General features: G+C 72.6%; 21 protein-coding genes. 16 read left to right on the top strand and 5 right to left on the bottom strand.

The window, feature by feature from the left end; all coding sequences use genetic code 11:
- Positions 1 to 549 precede the first annotated feature (549 nt).
- On the bottom strand, positions 550 to 714 hold the full coding sequence (locus tag ACZ4WH_RS29225) for a hypothetical protein (protein ID WP_468186104.1): 165 nt from the start codon (positions 712 to 714) through the stop codon (positions 550 to 552).
- A gap of 237 nt (positions 715 to 951) precedes the next feature.
- Here ACZ4WH_RS29225 and ACZ4WH_RS29230 point away from each other — a divergent pair, with 237 nt between their 5' ends.
- The gene (locus ACZ4WH_RS29230; RefSeq protein WP_468186106.1) at positions 952 to 1,875 is read left to right on the top strand and encodes an LLM class F420-dependent oxidoreductase; all 924 of its coding nucleotides are present in this window, start codon (positions 952 to 954) and stop codon (positions 1,873 to 1,875) included.
- A 719-nt stretch (positions 1,876 to 2,594) separates the two neighbouring features.
- Positions 2,595 to 3,122, top strand: coding sequence for a hypothetical protein (locus ACZ4WH_RS29235; RefSeq protein ID WP_468186109.1), 528 nt, complete (start codon positions 2,595 to 2,597; stop codon positions 3,120 to 3,122).
- On the opposite strand, the gene ACZ4WH_RS29240 is transcribed toward ACZ4WH_RS29235, so the two are convergent.
- Complete coding sequence (locus ACZ4WH_RS29240) at positions 3,082 to 3,741, bottom strand: hypothetical protein (RefSeq protein ID WP_468186111.1); 660 nt, start codon at positions 3,739 to 3,741, stop codon at positions 3,082 to 3,084. The genes ACZ4WH_RS29235 and ACZ4WH_RS29240 overlap by 41 nt on opposite strands.
- A 129-nt stretch (positions 3,742 to 3,870) precedes the next feature.
- Positions 3,871 to 4,827, bottom strand: coding sequence for a D-alanyl-D-alanine carboxypeptidase family protein (locus tag ACZ4WH_RS29245; RefSeq protein ID WP_468186114.1), 957 nt, complete (start codon positions 4,825 to 4,827; stop codon positions 3,871 to 3,873).
- Between the two features lie 162 nt (positions 4,828 to 4,989).
- On the opposite strand from ACZ4WH_RS29245, the gene ACZ4WH_RS29250 reads away from it, so the two are divergent.
- The 8 genes from ACZ4WH_RS29250 to ACZ4WH_RS29285 all read left to right on the top strand — a co-directional run bounded on the left by ACZ4WH_RS29250 (position 4,990) and on the right by ACZ4WH_RS29285 (position 15,833).
- A complete protein-coding gene (locus ACZ4WH_RS29250; protein WP_468186117.1) occupies positions 4,990 to 5,931 on the top strand; it encodes a hypothetical protein in 942 nt (313 codons plus the stop codon).
- Between the two features lie 85 nt (positions 5,932 to 6,016).
- Complete coding sequence (locus tag ACZ4WH_RS29255) at positions 6,017 to 7,483, top strand: 3' terminal RNA ribose 2'-O-methyltransferase Hen1 (protein WP_468186118.1); 1,467 nt, start codon at positions 6,017 to 6,019, stop codon at positions 7,481 to 7,483.
- Positions 7,480 to 10,059: a polynucleotide kinase-phosphatase gene (locus tag ACZ4WH_RS29260; RefSeq protein WP_468186120.1), complete on the top strand. Its 2,580-nt coding sequence runs from the start codon at positions 7,480 to 7,482 to the stop codon at positions 10,057 to 10,059. The genes ACZ4WH_RS29255 and ACZ4WH_RS29260 overlap by 4 nt, the downstream gene beginning before the upstream one ends.
- Before the next feature lie 238 nt (positions 10,060 to 10,297).
- A complete protein-coding gene (locus tag ACZ4WH_RS29265; RefSeq protein ID WP_468186123.1) occupies positions 10,298 to 12,145 on the top strand; it encodes a RiPP maturation radical SAM C-methyltransferase in 1,848 nt (615 codons plus the stop codon).
- On the top strand, positions 12,142 to 12,708 hold the full coding sequence (locus tag ACZ4WH_RS29270) for a DUF5825 family protein (protein WP_468186126.1): 567 nt from the start codon (positions 12,142 to 12,144) through the stop codon (positions 12,706 to 12,708). Before ACZ4WH_RS29265 ends, ACZ4WH_RS29270 begins: the two co-directional genes overlap by 4 nt.
- Positions 12,709 to 12,864: 156 nt before the next feature.
- Positions 12,865 to 13,503 carry a hypothetical protein gene (locus ACZ4WH_RS29275; RefSeq protein ID WP_468186129.1) on the top strand — a complete coding sequence of 213 codons (639 nt, stop codon included), beginning with the start codon at positions 12,865 to 12,867 and terminating at the stop codon, positions 13,501 to 13,503.
- A gap of 21 nt (positions 13,504 to 13,524) precedes the next feature.
- Positions 13,525 to 15,102: a hypothetical protein gene (locus ACZ4WH_RS29280; RefSeq protein ID WP_468186130.1), complete on the top strand. Its 1,578-nt coding sequence runs from the start codon at positions 13,525 to 13,527 to the stop codon at positions 15,100 to 15,102.
- Entirely contained in the window at positions 15,099 to 15,833 is a 735-nt protein-coding gene (locus tag ACZ4WH_RS29285; RefSeq protein WP_468186133.1) for a TIR domain-containing protein, read from the top strand. Before ACZ4WH_RS29280 ends, ACZ4WH_RS29285 begins: the two co-directional genes overlap by 4 nt.
- 89 nt (positions 15,834 to 15,922) lie before the next feature.
- Here ACZ4WH_RS29285 and ACZ4WH_RS29290 read toward each other — a convergent pair whose 3' ends face one another.
- Positions 15,923 to 16,837 (bottom strand): macro domain-containing protein, encoded by a 915-nt coding sequence (locus ACZ4WH_RS29290; protein ID WP_468186136.1) that lies wholly within the window; start codon positions 16,835 to 16,837, stop codon positions 15,923 to 15,925.
- Between the two features lie 101 nt (positions 16,838 to 16,938).
- Between ACZ4WH_RS29290 and ACZ4WH_RS29295 the strand changes: the two genes are divergently transcribed.
- From ACZ4WH_RS29295 to ACZ4WH_RS29310, 4 genes are all read left to right on the top strand, one after another.
- Positions 16,939 to 18,300: a macro domain-containing protein gene (locus ACZ4WH_RS29295; protein ID WP_468186139.1), complete on the top strand. Its 1,362-nt coding sequence runs from the start codon at positions 16,939 to 16,941 to the stop codon at positions 18,298 to 18,300.
- A gap of 167 nt (positions 18,301 to 18,467) precedes the next feature.
- Entirely contained in the window at positions 18,468 to 19,691 is a 1,224-nt protein-coding gene (locus tag ACZ4WH_RS29300) for an arginine deiminase (RefSeq protein WP_468186142.1), read from the top strand.
- 72 nt (positions 19,692 to 19,763) lie between these two features.
- Complete coding sequence (gene argF / locus ACZ4WH_RS29305) at positions 19,764 to 20,786, top strand: ornithine carbamoyltransferase (protein WP_468186145.1); 1,023 nt, start codon at positions 19,764 to 19,766, stop codon at positions 20,784 to 20,786.
- A gap of 112 nt (positions 20,787 to 20,898) precedes the next feature.
- Positions 20,899 to 22,344, top strand: a complete 1,446-nt coding sequence (locus tag ACZ4WH_RS29310; protein ID WP_468186148.1) for an amino acid permease — start codon at positions 20,899 to 20,901, stop codon at positions 22,342 to 22,344.
- On the opposite strand, the gene ACZ4WH_RS29315 is transcribed toward ACZ4WH_RS29310, so the two are convergent.
- Positions 22,304 to 22,756: an ATP-binding protein gene (locus ACZ4WH_RS29315; RefSeq protein ID WP_030645169.1), complete on the bottom strand. Its 453-nt coding sequence runs from the start codon at positions 22,754 to 22,756 to the stop codon at positions 22,304 to 22,306. The genes ACZ4WH_RS29310 and ACZ4WH_RS29315 overlap by 41 nt on opposite strands.
- A gap of 308 nt (positions 22,757 to 23,064) precedes the next feature.
- On the opposite strand from ACZ4WH_RS29315, the gene ACZ4WH_RS29320 reads away from it, so the two are divergent.
- Positions 23,065 to 23,892 (top strand): enoyl-CoA hydratase family protein, encoded by an 828-nt coding sequence (locus ACZ4WH_RS29320; protein ID WP_468186152.1) that lies wholly within the window; start codon positions 23,065 to 23,067, stop codon positions 23,890 to 23,892.
- On the top strand, positions 23,877 to 26,240 hold the full coding sequence (locus ACZ4WH_RS29325; protein WP_468186155.1) for a bifunctional salicylyl-CoA 5-hydroxylase/oxidoreductase: 2,364 nt from the start codon (positions 23,877 to 23,879) through the stop codon (positions 26,238 to 26,240). The genes ACZ4WH_RS29320 and ACZ4WH_RS29325 overlap by 16 nt, the downstream gene beginning before the upstream one ends.
- Positions 26,241 to 26,391: the final 151 nt, after the last annotated feature.

Here is a 26,391-nt window from a genome sequence, read left to right on the forward strand (position 1 = left end):
GGGCGGGGTGCGGCGGGGGTGTCTCTGGTTCGGGCTGCTGTTGAGTCTCGGCCGTGCGTGGGTGGCGGATGTGCGTTGCCCTTCCGGGCGGGGTGCGGCGGGGGTGTCTCTGGTTCGGGCTGCTGTTGAGTCTCGGCCGTGCGTGGGTGGCGGATGTGCGTTGCCCTTCCGGGCGGGGTGCCGGGGGGTCTCTGGTTCGGGCCGCTGTTGAGTCTCGGCCGTGCGTGGGTGGCAGATGTGCGTTGCCCTTCCGGGCGGGGTGCCGGGGGGTCTCTGGTTCGGGCCGCTGTTGAGTCTCGACCGTGCGTGGGTGGCAGATGTACGTTGCCCTTCCGGGCGGGGTGCGGCGGGGGTGCCTCTGGTTCGGGCCGCTGTTGAGCCACGGCCATGCGTGGGTGGCAGATCTACCTTGCCCCTCCGGGCGGTGGTGCGGCGGGGGCGTCGCCGGTTCGGGCCGCTGTTGAACCACGGCCGTGTGCGTGCGCGGTTTCGGTCTCGTGGCGGTCGACGCCCTGAGCCGGCACCCCGCGTATCGCCCAGCCGTACGCCTCATTCCGCCTCGTCGGCCGCGCCCCTCCCCGGCGCCCCGGACTGAAGGTCTGCCAGGGCCGACAGGTCCGCGTTCAGTGCCGCCATCAGCTCTTCCATCTGCTCCAGCAACCCCTTCGGCCGACCGGCGGAGCCTCCCTGCTCGGGAACGGACTCTTCGGACATGACGGCCTCCTCGGCGCCCGGCCCGCCGGGGCCGGCGCGGTGACGCGCGACGGAAGCCACCGTCCGGCGCGGGCGCCGGACGGTCCGGCTCCGACGGCCCAACGATCACCGCCGGGGCCGGTCACTGGCCCGGAGCGAGGCCCGCGCGCGGGGTGGGGGAATTTCACCCGACCGGGGACGGCCGTGCCGGACGGTACCGGCGCGGTTGACGCGGGCGGCGCCGTGCAGGATAGGTGTATGGACCTTCGAATCTTCACCGAGCCCCAGCAGGGGGCTACCTACGACACCCTGCTCGCCGTGGCCAAGGCCACCGAGGACCTGGGCTTCGACGCCTTCTTCCGTTCCGACCACTACCTCCGCATGGGCAGCGTGGACGGCCTGCCCGGCCCGACGGACGCCTGGATCACCCTGGCCGGCCTCGCCCGCGAGACGAAGCGCATCCGCCTCGGCACGCTGATGACCGCCGGCACCTTCCGCCTGCCCGGCGTGCTCGCCATCCAGGTCGCCCAGGTCGACCAGATGTCCGGCGGCCGGGTGGAACTCGGCCTCGGCGCGGGCTGGTTCGAGGAGGAGCACAAGGCGTACGGCATCCCCTTCCCGAAGGAGAAGTTCGCCCGGCTGGAGGAGCAGCTCGCGATCGTCACCGGGCTGTGGGCGACCGAGGTCGGCAAGACCTTCGACTTCCACGGCACGTACTACGACCTCACCGACTCCCCGGCGCTGCCCAAGCCCGCGCAGAAGAAGGTCCCGGTGCTCATCGGCGGCCACGGCGCGACCCGCACCCCGCGGCTCGCCGCCCGGTACGCCGACGAGTTCAACATCCCGTTCGCCTCGATCGAGGACAGCGAGCGGCAGTTCGGCCGGGTGCGGGCCGCCGCGGTGGAGGCGGGCCGTGACGCGGACGACCTGACGTACTCCAACGCGCTCGTCGTCTGCGTGGGCAAGGACGACCAGGAGGTGGCCCGGCGCGCCGCCGCGATCGGCCGTGAGGTGGACGAGCTGAAGGCCAACGGGCTCGCCGGTTCCCCGGCCGAGGTCGTCGACAAGATCGGCCGGTACGCCGAGATCGGCTCCCGGCGGATCTATCTCCAGGTGCTGGACCTCGGCGATCTGGACCACCTGGAGCTGATCTCCAGCCAGGTCCAGGCCCAGCTGTCGTAGCCGCCGGCGACCCGTCCCTCCCGTCCCGGGGCCCAGCCCAAGAGCCCCGGGACTCACGCCGGGGCCCAGCCCAAGAGCCCGGCCTTGAGCCGGGGCCGCGCCCAATGAGCCCCGTCCCCTCGCCGAAGGACCCCGGCCCAAGGGCCCCGAGCCTGCCCCGGGCCTGCGCCCAAGAGCCCCGGCTCGTCGCCGAAGGGCCCCGGCCCAAGGGCCCCGACCCTGCCCCGGGCCTGCGCCCAAGAGCCCCGGCTCCTCACCCAAGGGGCCCAGCCCAAGGGCCCCGACCCTGCCCCGGGCCTGCGCCCAAGAGCCCCGGCTCCTCGCCCAAGGGGCCCAGCCCAAAGGCCCCGACCCTGCCCCGGGGCCGCGCCCAAGGGCTTCAGCCCAAGGCCCCAGCCCCTAGCCCAAAGGCCCAGCCCTTCACCCAAGGGCCCCAGCCTGCGGGCCCCGGCTCCTGCCCCGGCTTGCGCCCAAGGGCCCCAGCCCCCGGGCCCCGGCTCCTGCCCCGACTTGCGCCCAAAGGCCCCCGCTCCTGCCCCGGGCCAGCGCCCGAGAGCCCCGGCCCCCGCCCCGAGCTGCGCCCAAGAGCCCCGCCCCCTCGCCCAACAGCCCGCCCCCCGAGCCCCGGGACCTTCCCCCCCCAAGGCTGTGACGAGGCTGTGGCCGGAGGTGTGGCTTCCGTCATGGTCCGGTCGGGGTGGCCCTGCTGGGATCACCCGATGGACGACGACTCCGCACTCGGCATCCTCTTCGGCTTCCTGCTCTTCCCGGCCGTTCTCGCGATCCCCGCCTGGCTGATCGCCGTCATGGTCAAGGTCCTGTCCGTGGTGCTGCCCGGCAGGCGCCCGGACTGGCGGCTCGACCTGGTGCGCTGGTCGGCGTGGATGGCGGGCTGGGCCGCAGTCGTCCTCTATCTGCTGGGCGCGGGATCGGTCGCGCTCTCCGTGCACGAGTCGTCCTCCGGCGCGGACTCCACGCCGGCCCACGAGTGCCGCGACGACTTCCCGCCCGGCGTGCTGGTGGGCCAGGAGGCCTCCTGGGTGCCGCTCCGCTTCGACTGTGTCCTGGCCGACGGCAGCACCCGCCCGAGCAGCCCCGGCTACTTCTGGGTCAACACGGGCGTCGCCGGGCTCGGCCTGGCCGCCGTGACCCTCGGGATTCTCGCCGGAGCGATCTCCGAGCGCCGGCCGGAGCCGGATGGGCGGGTCACAGATCCCGGGTCAGAAGACGTTCGCCGTCCCGGGTGAGGACGAGCAGGTTCCAGGCGACGCCCTCGTCCCCGTCGTCGCCGTCCCACCACTCGGCGAAGGTGTCGGCGAGGTCCGCCGCGCCAGCCGCGCCAGCCGCGCGGTCGCCGGCGTCGTCAGTACTGGTGAGTTCGACGTCGTAGTCGCGGTCGCCGAGGTGGACCAGGACGACCCGGGTCGCCCTCGCCGCGGATTCCTTCGCGCCGTGCCACGCGGCCCAGGACCGGAAGTCGGCCAGGAGGCCCGGGTCCGTCTCGCGCCGGGTCTGCGGGCGGGCGGGACGCCGGTGCGGTGCTCCGGAGACCCCCTGCACGCAGCCGAGGATCCAGGCACCGCGGTCCCGGTCCACGACCTCCCGCGGCCGGGCCGTGAGCGAGCGGCGCACACAGCCTCCCCAGACCACTTCGCGGATCGCCATGCCCTTGCCGCCGGACTGGTAGATCCCTTTCCCGGTCCGCCAGCCGGCGTCGTAGGCCGCGACATGGGCCGGTACGGTCGGGTGGGCGGCGGACGGCTGCCGCCGCGCGCCGGTGTCGCAGGACACCGTGAGCAGCGCGAGCACTCCCAGTGCGGCCGGCGCCCACGCCCGCCGTCTGACGGTCCGGTCGGTCACGAGCACGGTGCCTTCCCCCTCAAGGTCCTTCGCTGTCCGCTCGGTGAGAGGGCCCGCGCGCCGGAAGGGTTGCCTGCGCGGGAGCTGATCCGACCCGGGGGTGCCGGGGGAACCCGCAGGTTCCCCCGCCCCGGCTCAGCCCCGCTGGGTGAAGCCGTAGTCGAGGATCTTCGTCGCGTCCTTGAAGCGCTGGTCCGCCGACGTGTCCGCGAGAATCGTGCCCACGACCGTCTTCGAGCCACGGGTGGCCGCGAACACCAGGCAGAACTTCGCCTCCGGCCCGGAACCGGTCTTGACGCCGAACGCGCCCCGGTAGGAGGTCAGGAGCTTGTTCGAGTTGTTCCACGGCTTCATGGCGTGCGTTCCGCCGCCGGGCCGGTACGACCGCATGTCGTCGTAGACCTTCGTGCCGACGACCTTCTTGAACGTCTTGTTCTTCAGCGCGGCCCCGGCCAGCTTGGCCAGGTCGCGCGGCGAGGAGTGGTTCTTCCCGTTGGACACCCCGTCGAAGGAGTCGAAGTGGGTGTTCTTCAGGCCGAGTTCGCGCGCCTTGGCGTTCATCTTGCCGATGAACGACCTGGTCCGCTGGGCCGTCGTCGAGCCCGTGCCGTAGGTGTCCGCCAGCGCGTAGGCCGCGTCGCAGCCCGAGGGGAGCAGCAGGCCGTACAGCAGGTCGCCCGCCTTCATCGAGTCGCCGAGGATCAGGTTCGCGCTGGAGTACCGCTGGACGTGCGTCACCGGGTCGATGACGTAGTCGGTGTACTCCCTCTTGATCTTCACCTTCTTCTCGAGGTTCACGTTCCGCTGCGACAGCACCACCAGCGCGGTCATGATCTTCGTGGTGGAGCCGGTCCGCAGCCGTCCGTCCGGCGCCTTGCCGAAGAGCTGCTTGCCCGTCGCCGGGTTCATGGCGTACGCGCCCTGGGCCGACACCTGCGGTGCCGCCGTGGCGGAGCGCGCGGCGGAGGCCGCGGCCGGCGCCGTGGCCGCCTGGGCCGGAGCGGTCGCGAGGACGCCCGCGCCGAGGACGGCACCGGCCGCCACGGCGACGGCGGCTCTTCCGCGTACCCGGGTTCCCTGGCCGTTGGTCATGGTTCCCCCTTCTGTCAGTGGTCAGTTGACGGGGGCTCACTCCATCAGACGCGGGGCCGGGGCGGCCGTAACGGAGATCACATGGGTCTTCTGTGAACACCGTGTGCCGGAACTGTGGCTTCCATCACGGCGCACATGATCCCTGCCTGGTCGTATGACCGGGTGCGTAAAATCCTCCCCCTCGCTCTCACCGGCCTGCTCGCCGTGTCGGCCTGTCAGTTCGTCGGTGACGACGACCCCGGCGACGAGGCCCGCCGCCTCAACGCCATGAAGTCGTTCCCGCTGAACGCCTACATACCGGACGCGACGTCCCGCGACGGCAAGGCCGTCGGCACCGCCCAGTGGATCCTCGCCAAGCGGTGCATGGTCCGGCTCGGGTTCACCGGGTTCAAGTCGCTCGACATCAGGACCGTCGAGTCGACCTACCCGGTGCGGCAGGGCACCCTCGCGGGCGGCAGCAAGGTCGGGGACGACAGCCCGTACGGCGTGGACGACCCGGACCTGGCGGCCGAGCACGGCTACCACAACGCACGGCGGGACGAGTCCGACAGCCAGCCCATGGAGTGGCCCTCCGACCAGTACGCGGCGCTCACCGGCACCTTCGAGTCCGGCGACAGCCACCAGTCGCACGGCCACCCCATTCCCAAGAAGGGGTGCATGGGCGAGGCGGTCCGGAAGATCTACGGCCCCGAGCCCAAGCCGACGAAGATCGGTGGCGTGCGGCTCAGCGGCTACTACTCGCTCCCCGCGCAGTACTGGTACCAGGCGCACAAGCAAGCGCGGAAGGACCCCGCCTGGAAGAAGGCCGAACGCGAGTGGTCGGACTGCATGAAGGACAAGGGCTTCCGCTACTCCGACCCGGACCAGGCGTCGACCGACTCCCACTGGTTTCGGGGTGACGAGCCGTCGGAGAAGGAGAAGAAGACCGCCGTCGCGGACGCCCGGTGCAAACTCGACACGGGCTTCATCCAGGCCGTGCACACCGTCGAGAGCCGCGCGCAGAAGACCGCCATCAGCAAGAACAAGAAGGCGCTGGACGCACGACGCGCCGACGACCAGCGGGCCATGGCGAAGGCCCGGAAGATCGTCGACGACGAGTCCTGAGCGGGGAAGCCCCGTCCGCGTGGCCGGCCACATCCGCGCGGAAAACCTGTGGTCAGCAGGGGTCCGGCCAGGGAGACTCGACAGCATGTTCGTGACGATCTCCACCACCGGTACGGCCGGGAGCCCGGCCACCGACCTGGGGTACCTGCTGCACAAGCACCCCGACAAGGCGCAGGCGTTCTCCACGTCGTACGGCACGGCGCACGTCTTCTACCCCGAGGCGGACGCCGAGCGCTGCACGGCCGCCCTGCTGCTGGAGACCGACACCCTCGCACTGGTCCGCCGGAGCAAGGGCAAGGGCCGTGGCGGCGCACCCGACGCGGCCCTCGCGCAGTACGTCAACGACCGTCCCTACGCGGCCTCCTCGCTGCTCGCGGTCGCGCTGAGCACCGTGTTCTCCAGCGCCCTGCGCGGGGTGTGCAACGCCCGCCCCGAGCGGGCGGCGGCCCCGCTGCCGCTGCGCGTCGAGGTCCCGGCGCTGCCCGCCCGTGGCGGCCCGGACCTCGTACGACGGCTGTTCGCACCGCTGGGCTGGACCGTCACCGTCGACCCCGTCCCGCTCGACACCGCGTTCCCGGAGTGGGGCGACTCGCGGTACGTCCGGCTCGTGCTGGAGTCGGAGCGGCTGACCCTCGCCGAGGCGCTGCGCCACCTGTACGTCCTGCTGCCGGTGCTGGACGACGCCAAGCACTACTGGGTCTCCGCCGACGAGGTCGACAAGCTGCTGCGCGCCGGGGAGGGCTGGCTGGCCGGCCACCCGGAGCAGCAGCTGATCACCAACCGGTATCTGTCCCGGCGCTGGTCGCTGACCCGGCAGGCTCGCGAGCGGCTGGAGCTGGTGCGGCTGGCCGAGGCCGACGACAGCGAGGTCGAGGACATCGACAACGCCGTCGCGGAGGAGACCGAGGCGGAGGAGAGGCCGACCCCGCTCGCCGAGCAGCGCCGGGCGGCCATCCTCACCGCGCTGCACGCGTCCGGCGCCGCACGCGTCCTCGACCTGGGCTGTGGCCAGGGCCAGTTGGTGCAGGCGCTGCTCAGGGACGCCCGGTTCACCGAGATCGTCGGCGTCGACGTGTCCGTGCGGGCCCTGACCATCGCGGCACGGCGGCTCAGGCTCGACCGGATGGGGGAGCGGCAGGCGTCCCGCGTCAAGCTCGTCCAGGGCTCCCTCGCCTACACGGACAACCGGCTCAAGGGCTACGACGCCGCCGTGCTCAGCGAGGTGATCGAACACCTCGACCTGCCCAGGCTGCCCGCCCTGGAGTACGCCGTGTTCGGGCACGCCCGCCCGCGCACGGTCGTCGTGACCACCCCGAACGTCGAGTACAACGTCCGCTGGGAGAGCCTGCCCGCCGGACACGTCCGGCACGGCGACCACCGCTTCGAGTGGACCCGCGAGGAGTTCCGCGCCTGGGCGGCGACCGTGGCCGGACGCCACGGCTACGACGTCGAGTTCGTCCCCGTCGGCCCGGACGACCCCGAGGTCGGCCCGCCCACCCAGATGGCCGTGTTCCACCGCGACGAGACCGAGAAGGAGGCGAAGGCCGCATGACCGGGACCCGCGAGCCGGGACGGGAACTCCCCGTCACCGACCTGTCCCTTGTCGTCCTCGTCGGCGCCTCCGGCTCCGGCAAGTCCACCTTCGCCCGGCGGCACTTCAAGCCCACCGAGGTGATCTCCTCCGACTTCTGCCGGGGTCTGGTCTCCGACGACGAGAACGACCAGAGCGCCAGCCGGGACGCCTTCGACGTCCTGCACTACATCGCCGGCAAGCGGCTGGCCGCCGGCCGCCGCACCGTCGTCGACGCCACCAGCGTGCAGCAGGACGGCCGGCGTCAGCTGATCGACCTGGCCAAGCGGTACGACGTGCTGCCCATCGCGATCGTGCTGGACGTGCCGGAGGAGGTGTGCGCCGAGCGCAACGCGGCCCGCACCGACCGCGCCGACATGCCCCGCCGGGTGATCCAGCGGCACATCCGCGAACTGCGCCGGTCGCTGCGCCACCTGGAGCGCGAGGGCTTCCGCAAGGTGCACGTCCTGCGCGGGACGGAGGAGGTGGAGAGCGCCACCGTCGTCACCGAGAAGCGCTACAACGACCTGACCCACCTCACCGGCCCCTTCGACATCATCGGTGACGTCCACGGCTGCTCCGGCGAACTGGAGGCGCTGCTGGCCGAGTTGGGCTACGTGGACGGGGCGCACCCGGAGGGCCGTACCGCCGTGTTCGTCGGCGACCTGGTCGACCGCGGCCCGGACAGCCCCGGCGTGCTGCGCCGGGTGATGTCCATGGTGAAGTCGGGCAACGCCCTGTGCGTCCCCGGCAACCACGAGAACAAGTACGGCCGCCACCTCAAGGGCCGCAGGGTCCAGCACACCCACGGGCTCGCCGAGACCATCGCGCAGATGGAGGGCGAGAGCGAGGAGTTCCGGGCCGAGGTACGGCAGTTCATCGACGGACTGGTCAGCCACTACGTCCTGGACGGCGGCCGGCTCGTGGTCTGCCACGCCGGCCTGCCGGAGAGGTACCACGGCCGCACCTCCGGCCGGGTCCGCTCGCACGCCCTGTACGGGGACACCACCGGCGAGACCGACGAGTTCGGGCTGCCGGTGCGTTACCCGTGGGCGGAGGACTACCGGGGCCGGGCCGCGGTGGTCTACGGCCACACACCCGTGCCCGAGGCGACATGGCTCAACAACACCATATGCCTGGACACCGGTGCTGTCTTCGGCGGCAAGCTGACCGCGCTGCGCTGGCCGGAGCGGGAGCTGGTCGACGTACCGGCCGAGCGGGTCTGGTACGAGCCGGCGAGGCCGCTGCGCGCCGAGGCGCCCGGCGGGCAGGACGGCCGGCCGCTGGACCTGGCGGACGTGCACGGCCGCCGGGCCGTGGAGACCCGGCACGCGGGCCGGGTGGCCGTCCGCGAGGAGAACGCGGCGGCGGCCCTGGAGGTCATGAGCCGCTTCGCGACCGACCCGCGCCTGCTGCCGTACCTGCCGCCGACCATGGCACCGACGGCGACATCGGAGGTCGAGGGCTACCTGGAGCACCCTCAGGAGGCCTTCGCGCAGTACGCGCGGGACGGCGTCGCGCGGGTCGTGTGCGAGGAGAAGCACATGGGCTCGCGGGCCGTGGCCCTGGTCTGCCGGGACGCGGAGACGGCACGGAAGCGGTTCGGGGCTGGGGGTACCTCCCGCGCGAGCGAAGCCGAGCGTGGGGGAGGACCCACGGGTTCGCTGTACACCCGTACCGGGCGGCCGTTCTTCGACGACGCGGAGGTGACCGAGGAGATCCTCGGCCGGCTGCGCTCGGCGATCGGGGACGCCGGTCTGTGGGACGAACTCGCCACGGACTGGCTCCTGCTGGACGCCGAGCTGATGCCGTGGTCGCTGAAGGCCACGGGGCTGCTGCGCGGCCAGTACGCGGCCGTCGGCGCCGCGTCCGGCGCGGTGTTCCCGGGCGCGATCGCCGCCCTGGAGGCCGCGGCGGCGCGCGGGGCCGACGTCGGGGGCCTGCTCGCCCGGCAGCGTGAACGCGCCGCCGACGCGGGCGCCTTCACCGCCGCCTACCGCCGTTACTGCTGGACCACCGAGGGCCTGGACGGGGTCCGGCTGGCCCCCTTCCAGCTCCTGGCCGCCCAGGGCCGCAGCCTCGCCGCGCTGCCGCACGACGAGCAACTGGCCCTGATCGACCGGATGGTGGAGCACGACGGCACCGGACTGCTGCGGACCACCCGGCGGCTGTACGTCGACACGGGTGACCCGGAGTCGGTCCGCGCGGGCGTCGACTGGTGGCTGGAGATGACCGGCCGGGGCGGCGAGGGCATGGTCGTCAAGCCGGTCGGGGCGCTGGTCCGCACCCCGGAGGGACGGCTGGTGCAACCCGGCATCAAGTGCCGGGGCCGCGAGTACCTGCGGATCATCTACGGTCCCGAGTACACCCGGCCGGACAACCTGACCCGGCTGCGGCAGCGGTTCCTGAACCACAAGCGGTCCCTCGCCCTGCGCGAGTACGCCCTCGGCCTGGAGGCCCTGGACCGGCTCGCGGACGGGGAGCCGCTGTGGCGGGTGCACGAGGCGGTGTTCGGAGTGCTGGCGCTGGAGTCGGAGCCGGTGGACCCGCGGCTGTAGGCCCGCCCGGCACACGCTCATCGAGCGCCGGCACACCGCTCCTCGACGCGCCGGTCACACAACGCCCTTGTGCCGCACACACATCTGTCCATATGGTGGACAGTCGTGCGGCGCAAGGGTGTTCGCATGCCGTGAGGGGAGTGGCGAGCGTGGAGATCAAGAAGATCGTGGTCCGTGAGGACCAGCAGAGCACCACCCGCCGGCCGGCGATCCTGGAGAAGCGGCCGACCCGCTGAGCATGCGCGTCCACCTGGTCACCATGCCGTGGCATCCGCTCGACCTGCCCTCGCTGCAACTGGGCCTGCTCCACCGGATCGTGCGGCGGTCCCGCCCCGGCGACGAGGTGACCGAGTTCCACGGCTCCCTGCGCTGGGCGGAGTTCCTGCTGGAGCGCTCCGGCGGCCGGCTCCGCCCGGGCGACTGTGTCGAGGTGGGCAGTGACGCCATCTTCCACGGCCTCGGCGACTGGGTCTTCTCCGGCGTCCTGTACGACGACCCCGGCTGGGGCGAGGCCCGGCTGAAGGAGTACGCGGCCGGCCGGGGCGTCTTCATCGACACGGCCCTCGCGATGCGCCCGTACGCGGCCGATTTCATCGACGCCTGCGCCACCGAGGTGCTGGCGGCCGGACCGGACGTGGTCGGGTTCACCAGCACCTTCATGCAGAACGTGCCGTCCCTCGCCCTCGCCCGCGAACTCAAGCGCAGGCGCCCCGAGGTGAGGGTCGTTTTCGGCGGCAGCAACTGCGACGGCCCGATGGGTCACGCCCTGCACCGCAACCACCCCTTCGTCGACCACGTGGTCCGCGGCGAGGCCGAGTACGCCTTCCCGGCGCTGCTGCGCCACCTGGACGCGGGCACCGCCCCGGCGGACGTGCCCGGACTGTGCTGGTGGGACGGCACGGTGTCGCGGGCCAACACGGAAACCCGGCGGACCGTGGCCCCGGCCGACATACCCTCGCCCGACTACGACCAGTGGCAGGACGCCCTGGACGCCTCCCCGGTCCAGGAGCACATCCACCCGAAACTGGTGGTGGAAGGGGCCCGGGGGTGCTGGTGGGGCGAGAAGCACCACTGCACCTTCTGCGGGCTGAACGGCACGGCCATGGCCTTCCGCGCCAAGCCGGGGGAGCGGCTGTGGACGGAGATCGACCGGCTCGTGCGCCGCCATCGCCTCCTCGACGTGGTCACCGTCGACAACATCATCGACATGGCCTACTTCCGCGACTTCCTGCCCCGGGTGGTCGAGAGCGGCTGGGACCTGCGGCTGCACTACGAGGTCAAGTCCAACCTCACCCCCGACCAGCTCCGGCTCCTCGGCGCCTCCGGCACGGTCCACATCCAGCCCGGCATCGAGAGCCTGGGCAGCCGCGTCCTGGACCTCATGGACAAGGGGGTCACCGGCGCCCGTAACGTCCGCACCCTGCGCGAGTGCGAGAACCACGCCCTGACCTGCTCCTGGAACCTGCTGTACGGCTTCCCCGGCGAGCGCGACGACGACTACACGCCCGTCATCGACCAGCTCCCCGCGCTGGTCCACCTCCAGCCGCCGAGCGGAGCCCACCGCATCCAGCTGGAGCGGTTCAGCCCGCACTTCACCGACCCCGGCCTCGGCTTCGGCAAGCGCCGCCCGGCCGCGATGTACCGGCACGTCTACGACCTGCCCGAGGACGAACTAGCTGATCTGGTCTACCTGTTCGACACCGATCCGGCGGGTGTCGGCGGCCCGGTCGAGCGGCGGCTGAAGGAGGCGGTGGCGGCCTGGCGGGCCGGGCACGCGGACTCCCGGCTGCTGTTCGAGGAGGACGGCGCGGAGCTGCTGGTGCACGACCGCCGGCACGGCCACCCGCCCGCCACCCACCGCTTCACCGGCTGGCGGGCCGCGGCCCTGCGCCGGCTGGAGGACGGCCGGACCGTCCCCGCGCTGCACCGCCTGCTGACCGCCGACGGCCACGAGGTGCCGGCGCGGACCCTGGACACATGGGTCGACCACGCGTTCTCCCTGGGCCTGCTCTTCCGCGACGGCGCCACCTACGTCTCCCTGCCGACCTGGGGCGAGCCGGTCCGGCTGCCCGAGGGGGCGGGATGAGCGGGCCGACCGAGGAGCACAGGGTGAGCGGGCTGCCCGGCGGCGTGCCGCACCGGCGCACCGGGCGCCGGGTCGAAGCCGCCGTACCCCTGGACATGAGCGGCACGGGCCGCGCGACGGCGGAGGCGGTGCGGTTCCTGCGCGAGTGCCAGGGCCTGGGACTCGGCGTGAACTGGCGGGCGACGGGCACACCGTCGTACGACCCCCGCGTACTGCGCCACCTTCCGCCGCCCACCGAACTACCCGCCGATCCGGGCGTGTTGGCGTCCTGGCGGGCCGGTCACGCCCACGGCACCCTCTACCACCGGCGCGGCCCGGACTTCGTCACGGTCCTGGACCGCAGGGAGCGGGGCACGGCCGTCCGGCTGACCCTGGACCACCCCGCGCTGCACGCCACGTTCCTCCGGCTCCTGGAGCCCACGCCCGTCGCGGCACTGGACGCCGTCGAGCGGGAGGCGCTGGGGCTGCTCACGGCCGAGCGGCTGGTCCTGACAGGCGGCGGCTGGGCGGTGACGCTGCCCCCGCGCATCCGGCAGTGGCCGGTCCCCTGCACCGCGATCTGAACCTCTCTCCGGCGCACCCGCCCCGCGCGTGCCGGATCGGAAGCGCATCGGAAGCGCGAAACCGGCGCCCGCCCGACGGATGTCGGGCAGAGTGACTGTCGTCATAGCGACGGAACGAGCGAGATCCCGGCTGTCTGCCGGGAGTTGCGAGGACCCATGAACCACACCTACGAGCCGCCGAGCCTCTTACCCGCCGGCGGTAGGGAGCGGACGCACGCACTGCTCATCGGTGGTGTCCCCTTTCTGTTGATCCTGCTCATGGGCATCGCGCCCCACCTGGGCTCGGAGGACGGCGGCGGATCCGGGACCCCGTCCATCGACGGCCGGGGCGGCTACTCCGGCAGCTACTCGGGCGGCTACTCCGGCGGTGACGACCCGTCGTCCCCGGACGCGCCGGCACCGGACATCTCCACGGCGTACGAGACGCCGACCTGGACGGCCACCGACAGCGCCGACCCCACCGACACCGCTTCCAGCCCGGCCGGCACCGAGAGCACCGAGGCGGCCGACAGCCCCGCCGGCACGGTGACCCGCTTCTTCGACGCCATCAACGAGCACGACTTCCGGACCGCCTGGGACCTGGGCGGCAAGAACCTCGACGCGTCCTACACCTCCTTCGTGTCGGGCTTCGCCACCACCGATCGGGACTACGTCACCATCGAGTCCGTCCAGGGCGGAACGGTCTGGGTGGATCTCCTCGCCCGGCAGACCGACGGCACGCAGAAGTCGTACAGCGGCCGGTACACCGTGGTCGACGGTGTCATCACCGACGCCTCCATGACCCCCACCGGCTGAACAGAGCGGAGCGAGAAGACAATGGCGAGTGACTTCCTCACCGTGCCCGCTCCGCCGCCGGAACCGGACCGGCCGGTCGCGGCCCGCCCGGCCGCCGACGCGACGAGCAACGCCACCCGGCTGCTGTGCGCGGGCACCTACCTCGACCCGGTCTACCGGGCCGGAGTCATCCGCGAGTTGCTGACCCACCGGTACCGGGTGGTGGCACCGTCGTACGGGTACGACGCCGTGCCCGTGCTCGCGCACGCGCTGGCGGCGCGCCGACTGCAACGCATCCGGCTGGCCGTGCTGGCCGCGGGCGCCGCCGTCACGTTGGTCCTCATGGTCACCGGCGCGCTGAACGGGTTCACCGTGCTGCTGGCGGTGCTGTGGCTGCTGTGGGTCACCGCCTTCCTGCGGCGGGTCGTCACCCTTCAGACGCTGGCGCGCCGGCTGGCCCCTCCCACCGGCGAGGGACGCGGGGGCCGGGGGTTCGACGGTTCGTACCCCGAGCACCCCGAGCTGACCCCCGAGCTGGTGGGCAAGATCAAGCGGGAGCAGACCTCGGACGGCACGGTGATCCGCTACGGCGGCTACAAGCCGTTCGTCGGCGCGGGCGCGCAGGTGCGCCGCTGGTCCAACGCGGAACTGCTGATCGGCGCGCCGCTCGGGGTGTTCGACGGCCGGCCCGGCGCGGTGGCGCCCGCGCCACCCGGCGCCACCGGCCAGGAGCCCAAGCGCAAGGAGGTCGTCCCCTTCACCGTCGAGGAGCTGACCGCCTACGTCGCCGACCGCATGACCGCCCGGCTGCGCGCCCAGGCCCGCCCGTCGCAGCGGATCGAGGGCCTCGCCGTCGAGCGGAGCACCTTCACCACGGCCGTCACGACGCTGCGGGGGGTGGCGGAGCCGACCCCCGAACAGCTCGACGGCGACTGGCAGGACGTCCACGACACGGGACGCAGCTATCTGTGCGTCCGGGTGGGGTCCTGGGACCAGGAGCTGGTCACCACGGCGTTCGTGGGCTTCGACCTCAAGGGGAACACCCTGCACACCGAGTTCTACTCGTACGTGCTGGCCCCCGTCCGGGCGAGCTTCCAGCTGGTGGACCGGCTCCCCGCCACCCTGGACGAGCGGCTGCTGCTCAAGCTGGCCTGGCACACCCTGCGCGGCACGCCCCACTCCGCGGTGCGGTCGGCAGCCGCCAAGGCGGCGGGTGCCCAGCTGCTCCCGCGGCTGCCGTGGACCAAGGAGCGCATCCGGGTGCCGCAGCCGGCCGACACCAGCGAGTTCGGCCTCGGCCGCTACGCGGACGCCCTGCTCAACCGCGGGGCGGTCACCAGCGTCCGGGAGATGGCGACCAGCCCCCACTTCCACGTCTTCTTCCAGGAGACCGACACCATCAAGTACACCCAGATCGTGGAACGCCAGTTCCTCCACGTCGTCCGTGACTTCCTGTACGAGCACAACGTGGACCTGACGGAGCACGAGGCCCGCCAGACGAACATCCTCAACAACTACGGGCACAACAACAGCTTCGTGAACGGCGACAACAACACCACGAACTCGGGCACGCAGCACTTCGGCGGCCCGAACGGCGGTCAGGGGGCGGGACCCGCATGACGCACACCTCCACGGGCGGCAACAGCAGCGACTACGGAAGCAGGAACGACTTCGGGCGCAACAACAGCTTCGTCACCGGCAACAACAACACCACCAACTCGGGGACGCAGAACGTCCATGTCCCCGCCCGGCCCGTCCGCCCGGACCAGGACGGCTCCGCCCCGTCCCCGGACCGCCGCCGCAACGTCTTCGTCGTCCACGGCCGCGACGAGGAGGTGCGCCTCAGGATGTTCGACCTGCTGCGCCTGCTCGATCTGCGCCCGCTGGAGTGGGAGGACCTGGTCAAGGCCACCGGCAAGACGGCACCCTTCCTCGGCGAGGTCGTCGCCGGTGCCCCCGAGCTGGCCCAGGCGGCCCTCGTGCTGCTCACCCCGGACGACATCGTCCAGCTCCACCCGGACCTGCGCGGCAGGAACGAGCCGCCGTACGAGACCGAGCCCACCGGTCAGCCCCGGCCCAACGTGCTCATCGAGCTGGGCATGGTGCTGATGGCCTACCCGGAGCGCACCCTGATGGTGGAGGTCGGGGAGCTGCGCACGATCGCCGACATCGCGGGCCGCAACGTCATCCGGTTCGACGGCACGGAGGCCGCCCTGCGCAAGATCGCCGAGCGGCTGAAGCTTGCGGGCTGCGCGGTCGACGACACCCGCACCGACTGGCTCCAGACCTGGCCGTACCGCCATCTGTCGGCGTACGGCCGCACCGGGCGGGCGACACCGCCGGCCCGCTGAGCCGCGGTACGGGCCCGGTGGTCGTCCACGGTCGGGGGACGGGCCCGTACCGCTCAGCGCCCCGCCACCGGGGCGGGCGGCCCCCGGCGTCAGACATGGCGCCGGGCGCCCGCCGCCAGGCCGGCCAGGAACGCGCCGGTCTCCGGCAGGTCGATCCGCCCCAGCTCACCGGGGCGGACCACCACACGCAGCTCGCGGCAGATCCGCCGCTCCCAGGAGTGCACGACGAAGGACAGCAGGATCAGCCGCAGCAGGCTGTCCTCGTCCATGTCGTGCAGCCGGGCCAGGCCCGCACCGGTCAGCGGCATGGTGAGGCGTTCCAGCTGGCCGTGCCGGTGGACGGCGTCCCACAGCCGGTCCAGGCCGAGCCACAGGTCCTGCACCTTGGAGGAGGCGACACAGTCGTTGCCCATCCGGCTGTAGGCGACGGCGAAGACCAGGTCGGGCCGGGTGCCGAGGACGGCGACCGTGCCGACCGGGTACCGGGCACGCTTGCCCCGCGGCTTGTCCCGCACGCTCTCCCACGCCACCGGGGTCACTCCCGCCAGCGCGGCGGCCAGCTCCGCGTCCAGCCGCCGGACGTCCCCCGCGTAGCGGCGGGCGAGCAACTGCCCCTGCACACTGCCGTCGTTGATGACGACACCGTCGTCCACGACGGTGTCGAAGGTGTCCGTGAACCCCACCACCAGGTGGCCGGGCTGCTCGAAGAGATCACCCTCCTCCACCACCACCGTCATCCCCGGGCGGGTGAACTCCTGCCGTACGGCGGCCTGCGGGCGTGCCCGGGTCAGCCCCCAGGCCAGGCACAGGGTCACGGAGCCGGCCAGCACCAGGCCGGGCCGGGACACGACGTCCGGGAACAGCTGGCCGGTGAACTGCACGACGGCCGACACCCCGCCGAAGGCTGCCAGCACGCTGCCCGCGAACACCCGCCGCTCGCGCCACGACCGCAGCAGACGAAGCCGCGCGGGCCGCGGCGACGGGCGCGGACCGGTCAACCGCATGCTTGCCTCCAGGTCATCTTGGTACCCTGACCGCGCTGTTGACGGGACGTCACGCGGCGGAGGGGGCGAGGCGCGTGCAGACCCCTGCACCGTGCATACGGGTGAGCGTTCTCGGCCCCGTCCGGCTGGACGTGAACGGTACCGCCGTACGCCTCACCCCGCTCACCGCCCGGCTGCTGGCCCGGCTGGTCGCCGCCGACGGCGAGGCCGTCACCGCGCGCCGGCTGTACCTGGACGTCTGGCAGCCGACCGTGGAGCTGCCGCACCAGGACCTGCGCAACCGCAACGAGGTGCAGAAACGGATTCTGGAGCTGCGGCGCGCGTTCGACCGGGCCGGCCCGGGACACGGCGCCCGGATCGTGCGCACCGGCCGGCTGCCGACCGCGCGCGGCGCCGAGAGCACCTACCGGCTCGACCTGTCCGACGACGAGCTGGACAGCGCCGAGTTCACGCGCCTGGTGGGTGACGCGCTGCGCGCGGCACCGGCCTCGGCCGTCCGGCTGCTCACGGACGCCCTGCGGCTGTGGCGCGGCCGGCCGCTGACCGAGGTGCGGGACGAGGAGTTCGCGCGCGCGCCGGCCCGGCGGCTGACCCAGCTGAGGGAGACCGCGCTGCGGGAGCTGATCGCCGGCCACACCGCGCTGGGCCGCTACGACCTCGCCCTCCCGGTGGCCGAACAGACCGCCCGGGAACGGCCGGACGACCCCGAGGCCGCCGCCGCCCTCGCCCGCCTGAACGCCCGGCTGCGCGAGCGGCACGGCGACGAACTGCTGCGGCACACCCTGCGCGGGCTGCGGGTCGACGTCGTCGTGGTGCGCGGCGACCTGTTCGACCAGGAGGACGCCAACCTGGTCGTGGGGTTCTCCGACACCTTCGACACCTCCACCGACGACATCGTGATCAGCCGGGAGAGCGTGCAGGGCCAGCTGGTCGACCGCCTCTTCGGGGGTCGGCACCGGCTGCTGGACGACCAACTGCGCCGCGGGCTCAGGGAGGTCACCCCGCTGGCCACCGAGAGCGTTCGCGCCAAGCCGCGCGGCCGGCGCACCCGCTACCCGATCGGCACGGCCGTACCCGTCCCGGTCGGCAGACGCCGGGTCTTCGCCCTCGCCTACTCCCGGCTGGGCAACGACCTGCGCGCCCGGTCCGCCCCGGCCGACCTGCGGCTGAGCCTGGAACGCCTGTGGCCCTCGGTCGCCCTGCACGGCCTGTTCAAACCGGTGGCGATACCGCTGATCGGCGCCGGCCTGTCCCGCATCGTCGAACTCGACCACACCCAGCTGCTGTCGCTGATCGTCGAGACCTTCACCGAGAGCCTGCGCCAGGACCCGGCCGTCTGCCCCGAGCTGCGCATCGTCGTCCGGGACGAGGAGCTGGAGCGGACCGACCTCTCGGCGGTCGAGGCGTTCCTGCGCGGCGCGGACGAGCGGGGCCCGGCACTCCCGCCGACCGGCACGGTCTGACCTGTTCACACCCCCCAGCAAAGCTCCGCACCCGCTTCCGCCGACAGTCACCGTCCGCTTCCGGAACGCTTCCGGGCTCCGCTTCTCGGCACCGGGGGCGGAAATCGGCGGGCGCGGAAACCGCCGAGCGGCGGGTGAAGCGCGGCCCCGGTGGTCAGGATGGAGGCATGGGATTCCATGTCGACTCCGAGGCCGGGCGGCTGCGCCGCGTCATCCTGCACCGGCCGGATCTGGAGCTCAAAAGGCTCACCCCCAGCAACAAGGACGCCCTGCTCTTCGACGACGTGCTCTGGGTGCGCCGGGCGCGCGCCGAGCACGACGGCTTCGCCGACGTACTGCGCGACCGCGGGGTCGAGGTCCACCTCTTCGGGGACCTGCTCACCGAGACCCTGGCCCTGTCCGAGGCCCGCGCGCTCGTCCTGGACCGGGTCTTCGACGAGAAGGAGTACGGCCCCCTCGCCACCGACCACCTGCGTGCCGCCTTCGACCGGATGACCCCGGGCGAGCTGGCCGAGGCCCTGGTCGGCGGCATGACCAAGCGGGAGTTCCTGGCGGAGCACGCGGAACCGACCTCGGTCCGCTTCCATGTCATGGAGCTGGACGACTTCCTGCTCCGCCCGCTGCCCAACCACCTCTTCACCCGCGACACCTCGGCGTGGATCTACGACGGTGTCTCCATCAACGCCATGCGCTGGCCGGCCCGGCAGCGGGAGACCGTCCACTTCGAGGCGATCTACCGCCACCACCCGCTGTTCCGTGACGAAACGTTCCACGTGTGGTCCCGGGGACAGGCGGACTACCCCTCCACCATCGAGGGCGGTGACGTCCTGGTGATCGGCAACGGCGCCGTGCTGATCGGCATGAGCGAGCGCACCACCCCGCAGGCGGTGGAGATGCTGGCGCACAAGCTGTTCGCGGCCGGCTCGGCGCGCACGATCGTCGCGCTCGACATGCCCAAGCGGCGTGCCTTCATGCATCTCGACACGGTGATGACCATGGTCGACGGCGACACCTTCACCCAGTACGCCGGCCTCGGCATGCTCCGCTCGTACAGCATCGAACCGGGCGTCGGCGAACGCGAGCTGAAGGTCACCGACCATCCGCCGGAGCACATGCACCGCGCGATCGCCGCCGCGCTCGGCCTCGGCGAGATCCGGGTGCTGACCGCCACGCAGGACGTGCACGCCGCCGAACGCGAGCAGTGGGACGACGGCTGCAACGTGCTCGCCGTCGAGCCCGGTGTCGTCGTCGCCTACGAGCGGAACTCCACCACCAACACGCACCTGCGCAAGCAGGGCATCGAGGTGATCGAGATCCCGGGCAGCGAGCTGGGCCGGGGCCGGGGCGGCCCCCGGTGCATGAGCTGTCCCGTGCAGCGGGACCCCGTATGAGATCGCATAGAAATGTGAAGGGTCGTATAGACTTCCAGGGTCCCCTGTAGTCGTACATCTGGAGCGCCCCCCATGGCGACAGTCCCGACCGCCCTCGCCGGCCGCCACTTCCTCAAGGAGCTGGACTTCACCGAGGAGGAGTTCCGGGGCCTGGTCGAGCTGGCCGCCGAGCTGAAGGCCGCCAAGAAGGCCGGGACCGAGATCCCGTACCTGCGGGGCAGGAACATCGCGCTGATCTTCGAGAAGACCTCGACGCGCACCCGCTGCGCGTTCGAGGTCGCCGCCGCCGACCAGGGCGCCCACACGACCTACCTCGACCCCTCGGGCTCGCAGATCGGACACAAGGAGTCGGTCAAGGACACCGCGCGCGTGCTGGGCCGGATGTTCGACGGCATCGAGTACCGGGGCGACAGCCAGGCCAAGGTCGAGGAACTGGCCGCGCACGCCGGTGTGCCCGTCTACAACGGCCTCACCGACGACTGGCATCCCACCCAGATGCTCGCCGACGTGCTCACCATGACCGAGCACAGCGCCAAGCCGCTGCGGAAGATCGCCTTCGCCTACCTCGGCGACGCCCGCTTCAACATGGGCAACTCCTACCTCGTCACCGGCGCCCTGCTCGGCATGGACGTACGGATCGTCGCCCCGAAGTCCTACTGGCCCGCCCAGGAGATCGTCGACCGCGCCCGCGCGCTCGCCGTGGCCAGCGGCGCCCGCGTCACCCTCACCGAGGACATCGCCGAGGGCGTCCTGGGCGCGGACTTCGTCGCCACCGACGTCTGGGTCTCCATGGGCGAGCCGAAGGACGTGTGGGACGAGCGGATCGCTGCCCTCGCCCCCTACGCGGTGACCATGGACGTGCTCCACGCCACCGGCAACCCGGACGTGAAGTTCCTGCACTGCCTGCCGGCCTTCCACGACCTCGGCACCACCGTGGGCCAGCAGATCCACGAGGCCCACGGCCTCGCGTCGCTGGAGGTGACGGACGAGGTCTTCGAGTCCTCCCACTCGATCGTCTTCGACGAGGCCGAGAACCGCCTGCACACCATCAAGGCGGTGCTGGTCGCCACACTCGCCCGGGAAAGCCTTGCCTGACCCGCCTCACCAGGCCTTATCCTGACCGGCGGCCCCGAGCCACCCCTTTTCGGAGCCGTCGCCGCGCCCCTACGACGGGCGCCCGCACCACCAGAAACGAGCACCACCCGCAATGCCCGCTCCCCGCATCAAGTCCCCGCACCTGCTCGTCGCCGAATCCGGCGCCGACCGCGAGGGACACGGCCTGAAGCGCACCATGGGCCTCTTCCAGCTCATCTGCTTCGGCGTCGGCGCCATCGTCGGCACCGGCATCTTCGTCGGCCTCTCCGACTCCGTCGCCCAGGCCGGTCCCGCCGTCGTCATCTCCTTCCTCCTCGCCGCGCTGACCTGCGTCTTCACCGCCTTCTCCTTCGCGGAGCTGGGCGGCGCCATCCCGGTCTCCGGCTCCTCGTACTCCTTCGCCTACGCCGGCCTCGGCGAGTCCACCGCCTTCCTGGTCGGCTGGTGCCTGCTGCTGGAGTACGGCGTCTCCATCTCGGCCGTCGCGGTCGGCTGGAGCGAGTACGTCAACGAGCTGCTGCACAGCCTCACCGGCCTCCAGCTCCCGGCCGCCCTGTCCGCCGGCCCCGGCGACGGCGGCCTCGTCAACCTCCCCGCCGTGCTCGTCATCGCCATGGCCTCCGTGCTGCTGGTGCGCGGGGTGCGCGAGAGCGCCCGGGCCACCGCCGCCATGGCCGCCGTGAAGCTCGCGATCCTCCTCGCCTTCTGCGCCATCGGCTACAGCGCCTTCAAGCACGGCAACCTCACGCCGTTCTCCCCGGCGGGCCTCGGCGGCATCGGCGCGGGCACCACCGCCGCGTTCTTCTCCTACATCGGCTTCGACGCGATCACCACAGCCGGCGAGGAGGCGAAGAACCCGCGCCGGGACATCCCGGTCGCGATCATGGTGTGCATGGGCCTCGTGACCCTGCTGTACTGCGCGGTCGCGCTCGCCGCGATCGGGGCCATCGGCGGCGACCAGGTCGCCGCCCGCCCCGCCGCCCTCTCCTACGTCGTGGGCGAGGTCACCGGCTCCACCGTCGGCGGCGGTGTCATCGCCTTCGGCGCGGTCGTCGCCATCGCCTCCGTGGTCCTCGCCGTGATGTACGGCCAGACCCGCATCCTGATGTCGATGTCCCGGGACGGCCTGATCCCGCGCGTCTTCGAGAAGGTCGACCCGAAGACCTCCACGCCGGTCGCCGGCACCCTGATCGTCGCGGTCGTCTTCGCGCTCCCGGCGGCCTTCGCCTCCCTCGACGCCGTGATGAACCTGTGCACCATCGGCACGCTCGCCATCATGGCCGTCGTCAACATCGTGGTGATCGCCCTGCGCCGACGCGAACCGGGCCTCGCCCGCAGCTTCCGGGTGCCGTTCCACCCGGTTGCCCCGCTGCTCGGCGTCGCCTTCTGCCTCTACCTGATGTACGAGACGGGCTGGCAGACCTGGCTCCAGTTCGCCGTGTTCCTCGCGGTGGGCCTGCTCGTCTACGGCGGCTACGGCCGCCGGCACTCCACGCTGGCGCGACCGGCCGCCGAGGTCACGCCGGCCGACGCTGAGCGGGAACCACAGGCAGTCTGAACCACACCGCCTTGCCCGACGGGGTGGGGCGGTGACCGCAGGACGAGCTGAGGGCGCGGATCAGCAGCAGCCCGCGCCCGCCCTCCTGCCAGACGTCGGGCTCCTCGATCACGGGCCGGGTCAGGTGCCCGGGCGGCGCCGGGTCCGGGTCGTGCACCTCGACCTGGCAGCCGGTCGGCGCCAGCTCCACCACCAGCTCTATCGGGCCGCGCCCGGCGGTGTGCTCCACCGCGTTGGCCACCAGCTCGGCCGTGAGCAGCTCCGCCGTGTCGCAGTCGGCCACGTGCTCCACCTCGGTGAGAGCCGTGCGCACCAGGGCGCGCGCCACGGGCACCGCCGCTGCCGTGTGCGGCAGCGCGATGCGCCAGGAGGCCGATTCGGCGGGGCGTTCGTGCAAGGCGAGTCCGTTCATGGAGCAGGCTGTCCTGCTTTCGACTGTAGGAATGGTACGGGCCCGGCCACTCAAGGCCGTCGCCGGGCTTCGCCCGGGACCCCCCGGCCCCGGCACCAGCCGACCTACCCAGGCGAACGGCCCGCCTCGCCCGCGCGTCCCCACTGTTACGGCGCTGTCGACAACCGGTGACCGATGCGACGGGACCCGGCCGATCGTGGCAGGCGGCCGACGGGTATGTCGCGCCCCGGTGACGACAGTCACAAACAGGTGATAACTTCATGGGGTAGAGCAACGTACGGCACCGCCGCGCTAGGAGGCCGCACGTCATGAGTCCCTTCACCGGCTCCGCCGCCCGCACCGCCGACTGGGCACACCTACGGGTGCGGATCGCCGACGGGGTGGCCACCGTCACCCTCGCCCGCCCCGAGAAACTCAACGCGCTCACCTTCGGCGCCTACGCCGACCTGCGCGATCTGCTCGCCGAGCTGTCCCGGGAGCGCTCGGTGCGCGCCCTCGTCCTGGCCGGGGAGGGCCGCGGCTTCTGCTCCGGCGGCGACGTGGACGAGATCATCGGCGCCACGCTGTCCATGGACACGGCCCAGCTGCTCGACTTCAACCGGATGACCGGCCAGGTCGTCCGGGCGCTCCGCGAATGCCCGTTCCCGGTGATCGCGGCGGTGCACGGCGTGGCGGCCGGCGCGGGCGCGGTCCTCGCCCTGGCGGCCGACTTCCGGATCGCGGACCCCTCGGCCCGCTTCGCCTTCCTCTTCACCCGCGTCGGCCTGTCCGGCGGCGACATGGGCGCGGCCTACCTGCTGCCCCGGGTCGTCGGCCTCGGTCACGCCACCCGCCTGCTGATGCTGGGCGAGCCGGTACGGGCCCCGGAGGCCGAGCGGATCGGCCTGATCAGCGAGCTGGCGGAGGAGGGCCGGGCGGACCAGGCGGCCGCCGAGCTGGCCCGCCGCCTGGCCGAGGGCCCGGCCCTGGCCCACGCCCAGACCAAGGCCCTGCTCACCGCCGAACTGGACATGCCCCTGGCGGCCTCGGTGGAACTGGACGCCTCGACCCAGGCCCTCCTGATGAACGGCGAGGACTACGCCGAGTTCCACGCGGCCTTCACGGAGAAGCGCCCTCCCAAATGGAGGGGACGGTGACCGGTCCGGCCGAAGGGGCGCGGGCAACTGCGCGAGAAGCCACAACGAACCCGCGGTCGCCGACGGTGCCGAGCCGCCCCCTGCGCGTGGCGATCATCGGCGGAGGCCCCGGCGGGCTCTACGCGGCAGCCCTGCTGAAACGCCTCGACCCCACCCGCGACGTCACCGTCTGGGAACGCAACGCCCCCGATGAGACCTTCGGCTTCGGCGTGGTCCTCTCCGACGAGACCCTCGGCGGCATAGAACACGCCGACCCCGTGGTCTACGAGGCTCTGCGGCAGGACTTCGTCCGCTGGGACGACATCGACATAGTGCGTCGCGGTGTACGACACCGCTCCGGCGGCCACGGATTCGCCGCGCTCGGCCGGCACCGGCTCCTGGAGATCCTGCACGCACGCTGCCGCTCCCTCGGTGTGGAACTGCGGTTCTCCACCAAGGCGCCGCCCCTCGACCGGCTCTCGGAGAGCCACGACCTCGTCATCGCCGCCGACGGGGTCCACAGCACCACCCGCGAGACCTACGCCCATGTGTTCCGCCCCCATGTGGCCGCACACCACTGCCGCTACATCTGGCTCGCCGCCGACTTCGCCTTCGACGCCTTCCGCTTCGAGATCGCCGAGACCCAACACGGCGTGATGCAACTGCACGGCTACCCCTACGCGGCGGACGCCTCCACGGTGATCATCGAGATGCGCGAGGAGGTCTGGCGGGCGGCGGGATACGACGAACTCACCGCGCAGGAGTCCGTCGAACGCTGCGCCAAGGTCTTCGCCGACGCGCTCGGCGGACGCCCCCTGCGCTCCGACCAGTCCGCCTGGACCACCTTCCGTACCGTGGTCAACGACCACTGGTCGCACGGCAACGTCGTCCTCCTCGGCGACGCCGCCCACACCGCCCACTTCTCCATCGGCTCCGGCACCAAGCTCGCCGTCGAGGACGCCCTCGCCCTGGCCGCCTGTCTGACGGAACAGCCGGACGTGCCCAGGGCGCTGGCGGCCTACGAGGAGGAGCGCAAACCCGTCGTCGCCTCCACCCAGCGGGCCGCCCGGGCCAGCCTGGAGTGGTTCGAGAACCTGCGGCTGTACCTGCGCCAGCCGCCCCGCCAGTTCGCCTTCAACCTGCTCACCCGCAGCCGCCGCGTCACCCATGACAACCTCCGGCTGCGCGACGCCCGCTTCACCGAGGCCGTGGAACGCGAGTTCGGCTGCCCGCCCGGCACGCCCCCGATGTTCACGCCGTTCCGGCTGCGCGGCCTCACCCTGCGCAACCGGGTCGTCGTGTCACCGATGGACATGTACTCCGCCACCGACGGCGTCCCCGGCGACTTCCACCTCGTCCACCTGGGCGCCCGCGCCCTCGGCGGGGCCGGCCTCGTGATGACCGAGATGGCGTGCGTCAGCGAGGAGGGCCGGATCACCCCCGGCTGCGCGGGCCTCTACACCGGCCGACAGGCCGAGGCGTGGCGGCGCGTCACCGACTTCGTGCACCGCCAGGCACCGGGCGCCGCGATCGGCGTACAGCTCGGGCACTCCGGCCGCAAGGGCTCCACGAAGCTGATGTGGGAGGGCATGGACGAGCCGCTGCCCAGCGGCAACTGGCCCGTCGTCGCCCCCTCCCCGCTGCCGTACAGGCCGGACAGCCAGATCCCGCGCCAGCTCTCCCGCGCCCAGCTCACCGACATCCGCGAGCAGTTCGCGGCGGCGGCCTGGCGGGCCGCCCGGGCCGGCTTCGACCTGCTCGAACTGCACTGCGCCCACGGCTATCTGCTCTCCGGCTTCCTCTCCCCGCTCACCAACCACCGCACCGACGCCTACGGCGGCTCCCTGGAGAAGCGGCTGCGGTTCCCGCTGGAGGTCTTCGACGCCGTCCGCGCGGTGTGGCCGGCCGAGCGGCCGATGACCGTCCGGATCTCGGCGACCGACTGGGCGGAGGGCGGGACGAGTGCCGAGGACGCCGTCGAGATCGCCCGCGCCTTCGCCGCGCACGGCGCCGACGCCATCGACGTCTCCACCGGGCAGGTGGTGGCCGAGGAGCGGCCGGAGTTCGGGCGGTCGTACCAGACGCCGTTCGCCGACCGCATCCGGCACGAGGTCCGCGTCCCGGTGATCGCGGTCGGCGCGATCTCCTCGTGGGACGACGTCAACTCGCTGATCCTGGCGGGCCGCGCGGACCTGTGCGCACTGGCCCGGCCGCACCTGTACGACCCGCACTGGACCCTGCACGCGGCGGCCGAGCAGGGCTACGAGGGCCCGGGCGCGGTGTGGCCCGCGCCCTACCGGGCGGGCAGCCGGCGCCCGCGCACCGGCCGCACGGACGCCCCGAGGCCCCGGCTCTCCCTCAGCGGCTGAGGCCCACCGGGCCGTCGGTCGGTCGCCGTCCGCCGGGCCGATCAGGTGGCGCGTTCCGGTACGGCGGGAGACGGCGTACGCGGCGAGGGCCGGCGGCCTCGCCGTGCGCAGGGTGATCCGGCCCGGGGCGTCCGCGCCGGTGAGCCCGGCC

This window comes from Streptomyces sp. NPDC029138 (assembly GCF_055564375.1).

Coding starts and splice junctions, on each gene's coding strand:
- ACZ4WH_RS29225 (WP_468186104.1), bottom strand. CDS start 714: ATGTCCGAAGAGTCCGTTCCCGAGCAGGGAGGCTCCGCCGGTCGGCCG.
- ACZ4WH_RS29230 (WP_468186106.1), top strand. CDS start 952: ATGGACCTTCGAATCTTCACCGAGCCCCAGCAGGGGGCTACCTACGAC.
- ACZ4WH_RS29235 (WP_468186109.1), top strand. CDS start 2,595: ATGGACGACGACTCCGCACTCGGCATCCTCTTCGGCTTCCTGCTCTTC.
- ACZ4WH_RS29245 (WP_468186114.1), bottom strand. CDS start 4,827: ATGACCAACGGCCAGGGAACCCGGGTACGCGGAAGAGCCGCCGTCGCC.
- ACZ4WH_RS29255 (WP_468186118.1), top strand. CDS start 6,017: ATGTTCGTGACGATCTCCACCACCGGTACGGCCGGGAGCCCGGCCACC.
- ACZ4WH_RS29260 (WP_468186120.1), top strand. CDS start 7,480: ATGACCGGGACCCGCGAGCCGGGACGGGAACTCCCCGTCACCGACCTG.
- ACZ4WH_RS29265 (WP_468186123.1), top strand. CDS start 10,298: ATGCGCGTCCACCTGGTCACCATGCCGTGGCATCCGCTCGACCTGCCC.
- ACZ4WH_RS29270 (WP_468186126.1), top strand. CDS start 12,142: ATGAGCGGGCCGACCGAGGAGCACAGGGTGAGCGGGCTGCCCGGCGGC.
- ACZ4WH_RS29275 (WP_468186129.1), top strand. CDS start 12,865: ATGAACCACACCTACGAGCCGCCGAGCCTCTTACCCGCCGGCGGTAGG.
- ACZ4WH_RS29280 (WP_468186130.1), top strand. CDS start 13,525: ATGGCGAGTGACTTCCTCACCGTGCCCGCTCCGCCGCCGGAACCGGAC.
- ACZ4WH_RS29285 (WP_468186133.1), top strand. CDS start 15,099: ATGACGCACACCTCCACGGGCGGCAACAGCAGCGACTACGGAAGCAGG.
- ACZ4WH_RS29290 (WP_468186136.1), bottom strand. CDS start 16,837: ATGCGGTTGACCGGTCCGCGCCCGTCGCCGCGGCCCGCGCGGCTTCGT.
- ACZ4WH_RS29300 (WP_468186142.1), top strand. CDS start 18,468: ATGGGATTCCATGTCGACTCCGAGGCCGGGCGGCTGCGCCGCGTCATC.
- argF (WP_468186145.1), top strand. CDS start 19,764: ATGGCGACAGTCCCGACCGCCCTCGCCGGCCGCCACTTCCTCAAGGAG.
- ACZ4WH_RS29310 (WP_468186148.1), top strand. CDS start 20,899: ATGCCCGCTCCCCGCATCAAGTCCCCGCACCTGCTCGTCGCCGAATCC.
- ACZ4WH_RS29315 (WP_030645169.1), bottom strand. CDS start 22,756: ATGAACGGACTCGCCTTGCACGAACGCCCCGCCGAATCGGCCTCCTGG.
- ACZ4WH_RS29320 (WP_468186152.1), top strand. CDS start 23,065: ATGAGTCCCTTCACCGGCTCCGCCGCCCGCACCGCCGACTGGGCACAC.
- ACZ4WH_RS29325 (WP_468186155.1), top strand. CDS start 23,877: ATGGAGGGGACGGTGACCGGTCCGGCCGAAGGGGCGCGGGCAACTGCG.